The 1,377-nt window shown below is 33.1% G+C and carries 2 protein-coding genes; both read left to right on the forward strand.

Annotated elements, in window-relative coordinates; translation table 11 throughout:
• Positions 1–463, forward strand: a 463-nt coding sequence (locus SB679_RS23050; protein ID WP_410704628.1) for a transposase, incomplete at its 5' end; no start/stop codon positions are given.
• A gap of 23 nt (positions 464–486) precedes the next feature.
• Positions 487–1,329 carry an IS3 family transposase gene (locus SB679_RS23055; RefSeq protein ID WP_410704629.1) on the forward strand — a complete coding sequence of 281 codons (843 nt, stop codon included), beginning with the start codon at positions 487–489 and terminating at the stop codon, positions 1,327–1,329.
• The last annotated feature ends 48 nt before the right edge of the window (positions 1,330–1,377 follow it).

Genomic DNA, 1,377 nt, shown 5'->3' on the forward strand with positions numbered 1-1,377 from the left:
AATATCGATACACAAAAAAAGAATCGTTATGGAAGAACATTTAGAAACCCAGTATGTCAAGCGTACACAGAGAGATTACAATTTGAGTTTGAAGCTTCAAATAGTAAGAGAAATAGAAGCAGGAAAATCAGGAATCACCGACTGTCGTAAAAAATACGGTATACAAGCACGCTCTACGATTGTTGGTTGGCTTAGAAAATATGGTACCTTTGATTGGGAAAACCAAACGACATTTAGCATGAAAAAGACTCCTGAACAGCGTATTATGGAATTGGAAGCTGAAGTTAAACTGCTTGAAAAACAGAAAGCATTTTTAGAGAGACAGTCTTACATTGCAGATAAAAAGGTCATATTTTTCGATATGATGATTAATCTTGCCGAGAAAGAATATGATATTGATATCAGAAAAAACTTACCATCCGAACAATCACCCGCTTCCGCAGTGAAGAAAAAGAAACCCTAATCTTTACCTGCGAATTGTTCGGATTGGATAGACAAGTCTATTATAGAAGTATCAAACGGTATAAAAACTCACAAAGCAAAGCTGCAGAAGTGATAAAACTCGTAGAAGATATTCGCATAAAAATGCCAAAATTAGGAGGTAGAAAGCTGTATTTTCTTTTAAAGGAACCTTTAAGATCTTTGAAAATAGGCAGGGATAAGTTTTTTGATATTTTGAGAGCCAATCATTTGCTCATAATACCCAAGAGGAGCTATTATATCACAACGAATTCTCATCATCGATTCAGAAAGCATAAAAACCTGATTCTGGATTATTCCATAAACAAACCCAACCAGGTTTGGGTGGCAGATATTACCTATATCGGAAATAGAAAAAAACCAAGTTATTTAAGCCTGATGACGGATGCTTATTCCAAGAAGATCGTTGGACATTATGTTGCAGACAACCTTAATACAGAAAGCAGTCTCATAGCATTGAGAAAGGCATTAAAGAACAATAACATGGAAAAAGAACCACTGATTCATCATTCTGACAGAGGCTTACAATATTGTTCAAATGAGTATCAACGAATTTTGAAAAAATATCAATTAAAATGCAGTATGACACAAAATTCCGACCCTTATGAAAATGCTGTTGCAGAGAGAGTGAATGGTATTTTAAAACAAGAATTTGATATCGATAAATATGATATGGCAACTTCGCTCAGAAGAAAAATAGTAAATGAAGCTATTGAAATTTATAATGAATTAAGACCTCATTTTTCGAATCATTATTTAACCCCAAATCAAATGCATAAACAAAAGAAAATCAAAATGAAAACTTATAAAAACAAAAACCAAAGCAAAAACAAATTTGCTCTGGTTTAATTATTTATTTTTGTCCTTTAATCTGTATCGGAGTTTCAGGACTAGTCA

It is taken from the genome of Chryseobacterium sp. SIMBA_029, from assembly GCF_046535275.1.
Lineage (GTDB): Bacteria > Bacteroidota > Bacteroidia > Flavobacteriales > Weeksellaceae > Chryseobacterium.